Annotated in this window: 3 protein-coding genes; 1 reads left to right on the top strand and 2 read right to left on the bottom strand. The window is 72.5% G+C overall.

Annotated features, from left to right (window positions below; all coding sequences use genetic code 11):
• Window positions 1-1,052 (top strand): ABC transporter ATP-binding protein (locus tag FOE67_RS15305; RefSeq protein WP_228473919.1); only part of this gene is annotated, 1,052 nt, incomplete at its 5' end.
• Window positions 1,053-1,151: 99 nt separating this feature from the next.
• On the opposite strand, the gene FOE67_RS15310 is transcribed toward FOE67_RS15305, so the two are convergent.
• Both FOE67_RS15310 and FOE67_RS30415 read right to left on the bottom strand, forming a co-directional pair.
• A complete protein-coding gene (locus tag FOE67_RS15310) occupies window positions 1,152-2,171 on the bottom strand; it encodes a LacI family DNA-binding transcriptional regulator (RefSeq protein WP_182664596.1) in 1,020 nt (339 codons plus the stop codon).
• Window positions 2,172-2,643: 472 nt separating this feature from the next.
• Window positions 2,644-5,253, bottom strand: coding sequence for a rhamnogalacturonan lyase (locus tag FOE67_RS30415; RefSeq protein WP_182664598.1), 2,610 nt, complete (start codon window positions 5,251-5,253; stop codon window positions 2,644-2,646).
• Window positions 5,254-5,436: the final 183 nt, after the last annotated feature.

Raw genomic sequence — 5,436 nt, forward strand, 5'->3', positions numbered from 1 at the left:
CCACGAAAGCCGCCCCGGACCCCGTGCCCGAGGGGGAACCCGTCCTCGACATCCGCCGGCTGCGGGTGGAGTTCCCCATCCGCCGGGGCTTCCTCGGCCGCACCACCGGCCGGGTCCGCGCCGTCACCGACGTCGACCTCACCATCCGTGCCGGGGAGACCCTCGGCCTGGTGGGGGAGTCCGGCTGCGGGAAAACCACCCTGGGCCGCTGCGTCGTCGGCTCCATCCGCCCCACCGCCGGCGAGATCCGCTACCGACCCCGATCCGGGGCCGGCCCCGTGGACCTGGCGACCCTGTCCACCCGCGCCCTGCGCCCCTTCCAACGGGAGGTGCGGCTGGTCTTCCAGGACCCCTTCTCCTCGCTCAACCCGCGCATGACCCTGCGGGACATCATCGGCGAGCCGCTGCGCAACCACGGCCTCACCGACGACCGGGAACTCACCCGGCGGGTCTCGGAGGCGATGGAGATGGTGCGCCTGCCCACCGGATACCTCAACCGGCACCCGCACGCCTTCTCGGGCGGGGAACGTCAGCGGGTGAACATCGCCCGGGCCCTGATCACCCGACCCCGGCTGGTGGTCGCCGACGAGGCCGTCTCCGCGCTCGACGTCTCGGTGCGGGCCTCCGTGCTCAACCTGCTCCGGGACCTCCAGGAGGAGCTGGACCTCACCTACCTCTTCATCTCCCACGACCTCTCGGTGGTGCGCCACGTCTGCGACCGGGTGGCCGTGATGTACCTCGGGCGGATCGTGGAGGTGGCGGGGACGGAGTCGCTCTTCGCGCGGCCCCGACACCCGTACACCGAGGCGCTGCTCTCGGCCGTGCCGCGCCCGGACCCCCGCCTGCGCGGCACCGGCAACCGGATCCGGCTCTCCGACGAACTGCCGGACGCCGCCGCGCCGCCGCCCGGGTGCTCGTTCCACACCCGCTGCCCCTACGCGCGACCCGAGGTGTGCGCGGTGCCGGGACAGCCCCCGCCCATGGTGCCCACCGGGGCGGGGCACGCCGCCGCCTGCGTGCGCACCGACGACCTCCGGCTCGCCGGCGCGTGAACGGTGCCGGTGCGGCCGGCGACGCGGGGCGGCGGGGGGCACCGATCCCCGCCGCCCCGCCCGGGGGCTCCGCCGCTCCCGGCGCCGGGGGGGGGGGACTCAGCCGCCCGAACGCGGCGGTGCCGTGCTGTCCCGCACCACCAGTTCCGTGGCCAGCTCCACCCGCCGCGCGTCCGGGCTCTCGCCGCGGCGCATCGTCAACACCGTCCGCACGGCGTGCGCGGCCATGTCCCCCAGCGGCTGACGCACGGTGGTCAGCGGAGGCCAGGCCGAATGCGACAGGGGCAGGTCGTCGAAGCCGACCACGCTCAGGTCCTCCGGGACCCGCAGTCCCAACCGGCGGGCCGCGTCCAGCACACCGAAGGCCTGCAGGTCACTACCCGCGAAGATCGCGGTGGGGGGCTCGTCCATGGTCAACAGGGCGGTGCCGTGGGTGCGTCCGGAGTCCACCAGGAACGTCCCCCGCCGCACCAGCGTCGGATCGATGGCGATCCCGGCGGTCTCCAGGGCCGCGCGGTACCCGTCGATGCGGGCCTGGCTGCACAGCATGTCCGGCGGACCGCTGATCATGCCGATCCTCCGGTGCCCCAGCTCCAGCAGGTGCCGGGTGGCGGCCAGGCCGCCGCTCCAGTTGGTCGCTCCGACCGAGACCACCCCGGCGGCGGGCTCCCCCTCGGGGTCCACGACGACGAAGGGCAGGGCCCGTGCGGAGAGCTGGGAGCGCACCGTCTCCGAGAGCCGGGAGGCCACGATCACCACCCCGTCGGTGCGCCGGGCGGCGATCCGTTCCAACCAGTCCCGGCCGGGGCCGGCGTGGGTGTGCAGCACGGAGATGACCACGCTCGCCTCCGCCTCGTGCGCCGCCGTCTCCGCCCCCCGGATCAGCTCCATCGCCCAGGGGCTCTCGATCTCGGCGAAGACGAGATCCACCAGACCGGCCGGCTCCTCGGCCTGGCCCACGCGGCGCCGGTAGCCGTGCTTGTGCAGCAGCCCCTCCACCCGGCGGCGGGTCTCGGGGGCGACCTCGGGGCGGCCGTTGATGACCTTCGACACCGTGGGTGCGGAAACCCCCGCCTCCGCTGCGATTCGGGCGATCGTCACCCGTTCCTTGGCTGCCATGCCGGCAGCCTAGCCGGAAACTTTCGGTGATGGGTGCTCGGATCACTTTTTCCGATGTCGCTTCTCTCCCGCTTTCCTCTGAGGTGAGGCATCGAATCTCTTCGATCACGCTCGGCTGGGGGACGATTGTGGTGCGTGTTGTTCTTTTCTGTGATCCGAAACTTTCGTGGGGTGACGACGGGCGTCACTCCGGAGCGTCGCGGGGCCGCGGGGACCGCCGCGGCGACCCCCGGTGGCCTCCCCCGGGGCCGCCGCCGGCCCCCTCCCGCCGAGTCCCGGGGGACTGCCGCGCGTCCGCGGTGGGCGCCCCCGTCGTCCCCTCGGGGGACGACGGCCCGAGGGCTCCGGGGGCACCGGCCCGGCGGGCCCCCGGTCGGAAAGCCGGACGCCGTCGACCGCGAGGCGCGGCCGACGGCGTCCGGGGACCGGAGAGGTCGGGGAGCGGGGTCCGGGACGGGGCCCCGCGGGCGGCTCAGCCGCCCAGCATCCGCAACACCACCGAGCCGTGGTGGCCCAGCGAGGCCCGGGCGGCGTCCGAGACGGTGCCGCCCCGCGGCTTCTCCACCTGGTGCAGGAACTGCTCGATCGCCTTCGCGGCGGCCTTCGCGTCCCCGCGGTCCAGATGACGGGCGGCCTGCTCCAGCGGCTTGCCCAGACGCTGCACCGCGGCACCCGCCACGTCACCGGAGTCGATCAGGTCCGCCAACCGGCTCCCCAGTGCGTCGACGCTGCCCGGTGCCCAGTACTCCGGGATCGGCACCGTCGACCAGTCCAGGCCCGAGCCCAGGTGGAACGCCGGGTAGGTGGGCTGGTTGTAGGTGGTCTGCTGCCACGCCACACCGGTGCGGTACATCGGGTCGTGCATCAGCGTGTACAGCTTCCGATCGGTGACCTCGGTGCTGACGAAGATCCGCAGCGCGCTGCTGTCGGTGGTGCGCACCACCAGCTCCTCGCGCCAGTCGCCGAAGATGTCCGCGACCAGGGAGGGGTTGCCCTTGGTGTGGTTGTTGGTGCGGGTGTCGGTGGCGGTGAGCAACCGGCCCCGCTGCCAGTCGTCGATGGTCGGCGTCACGTCGATGGCACCGTTGACGAGCTGGGTGGTCATGTCGGCGGCCCACCGGATGCTCATGTTGGTGCCGGGGATGCGGTCGCCCAGCCGCTCGCCGTCGGCGCTCCACAGCCCGACGCTGCCCGAACCCCAGGTCTCCAGACCCGGACGGCTCGGGTCGATGTCGCCGACCATGCCGCGACCGGTGTCCACGCCGGTGTAGCCGCCGTAGAGGATCTCACCGGTGGCCGCGTCCCGCAGGGCGAAGCCGAGCGGGGCCCAGGGGCCGCCCTCGTGGACGGTGTAGATCTCCAGGCCGGGACGGCTCGGGTCGATGTCGGCCACGTGCATGGCGTCGCCGTGGCCCAGCCGCAGCATCTCGCCCGGGGCCGCGCTCTGCGGCGGGGCCTCGGCGAAGGAGCTGTAGAGCACGGAACCGTCGTGGTCGATGGTGGCGGAGCCGTAGATGATCTCCTGCCGGCCGTCACCGTCCACGTCGGCGGTGGCCAGCGAGTGGAAGCCCTGGGTGGTCAGGGAGCCGTACTCCGGGTCGGTGCCGTCCACGCCGTGCGGGCTGTCGTTGAACGGGTTGGACATCGGCGTCCAGCCGCTGTCCACGTACCAGTCCTCGACCAGCTTCTCGCCGTTCCAGCGGTAGGCGACCAGCGTGGTGCGGGTGTAGTAGCCGCGGGCGAAGACGGCGGAGGGGTGGGTGCCGTCCAGGTAGGCCACGCCGGCGAGGAAGCGGTCCACGCGGTTGCCCGGCTCGATGCGGGACATGGCGTAGTCGCCCCACATCAGGCCGTCGTCGTGGCGGCCGGGCTTGTACTCGATGGTCTCCAACTCGGCGCCGCTCGCGCCGTCGAAGACGGTCAGGTACTCGGGGCCGTCGACGATGAAGCCCTCGAACTCCCGCAGGCGGTTGTTGCCGCTCCGGGAGGGGGCGTACTCGTCGAGGAAGTGGTCGGCGAGTTCCTCGGCGTCGGAGCGGGAGAGCGGGTAGTCGTACCGGTTCTCGATACCGAACGCGGCCTCCAGGGTGGCGGGCCAGTTGCCCTCCACCACCTCGGGGTGCTCGTGCCAGTCGAGGAACATCCCGATGACGTGGTCCCGGTAGCCCGAGGCGCTCAGCCGGTAGTCGTCCTCGTGCGACCAGCCGGCGGCCAGGTCCTCCTCCGGCATGGTGATGTACTGCTCGGAGACCGGCGCGCCGCTCTCGTCGTAATTGATGATCTTCGTGCCGGGGGCCGTCTTGAACATCATCTCCGAGCGGCCGTCGCCGTCGAAGTCGTAGACGAGGAACTGGGTGTAGTGCGCCCCGGCCCGGATGTTGACGCCCAGGTCGATGCGGTGCAGCAGGGTGCCGTCGAAGGTGTAGGTGTCGATGTAGACGTTGCCGGTGTAGCCGCGCTGGGAGACGTCCTTGGAGTTGGACGGGTCCCACTTGACGATGAACTCGTACCGCCCGTCGCCGGTCACGTCACCGACGCTCACGTCGTTGGCGGAGTAGGTGTAGCGCTCCCCGACCGGGGTCACCCCGTCGGCGGGCTTGGTCAGCGGCAGGTCGTAGTAGCCCTCCGACCAGGGGGCGACCTCCTCGCCCGCGTCCACCTCCACCCCGTCGACCACGGCGGCGACCCGGTACCGCGCCCCGGGGTCGGCATCGGCGTCGAGATGGTTGGTGCTGTCGGTGACCGTGGCCAGGAGTTCCCCGTCGCGGTAGACGTTGAAGTCGGCTCCGGTCATCCCCGTGTCGCCGTGGCCGGTCACCTCGTGGCCGAGGAGCCGCCAGCTGAGGAAGTTGCCCTCATCGGTGGCGACGGCGACCAGGCCGCGGTCGAGGTTCTCCAGTTGGATGGCGGAGGGACCGCGGTCCGGGGGGCCCGGGGGGCCGCCGGGGCCCTTGCCGGGGCCGGCGGCGTGGGCGCCCGCCGCACCGGCGACCAGGGTCCCCGCCAGCAGGGGGGAGAGCAGCGCGAGGGCGCGGCGGCCGGGCCGAGCGCGCGTCGCTGAGCGTTGCCCGTGAGGTGTCATCACGACATCCTTCCGTGCCCCGCGCATCCCGTGGCGGCGGAACACTTGATTGAGTCGTTTCAATGGGTCTGCGTGACCGTATGAGGGAGAAGGGGGCCCGTCAATACCTCTCGCACGAGCTTCTCGTGACGCGACGGTAAGCGCTTGTTGACGCGTTTTTCCCGGAGAATGGGGCGGGCGGGG

The sequence above is a fragment of the Streptomyces calidiresistens genome (genome assembly GCF_014141525.1).
In the GTDB taxonomy this organism is placed as follows: Bacteria; Actinomycetota; Actinomycetes; order Streptomycetales; family Streptomycetaceae; genus Streptomyces; species Streptomyces calidiresistens.

Excerpts from the sequence above, each read along its gene's own strand:
- FOE67_RS15310 (WP_182664596.1), bottom strand. The coding sequence starts at position 2,171 with ATGGCAGCCAAGGAACGGGTGACGATCGCCCGAATCGCAGCGGAGGCG.
- FOE67_RS30415 (WP_182664598.1), bottom strand. The coding sequence starts at position 5,253 with ATGACACCTCACGGGCAACGCTCAGCGACGCGCGCTCGGCCCGGCCGC.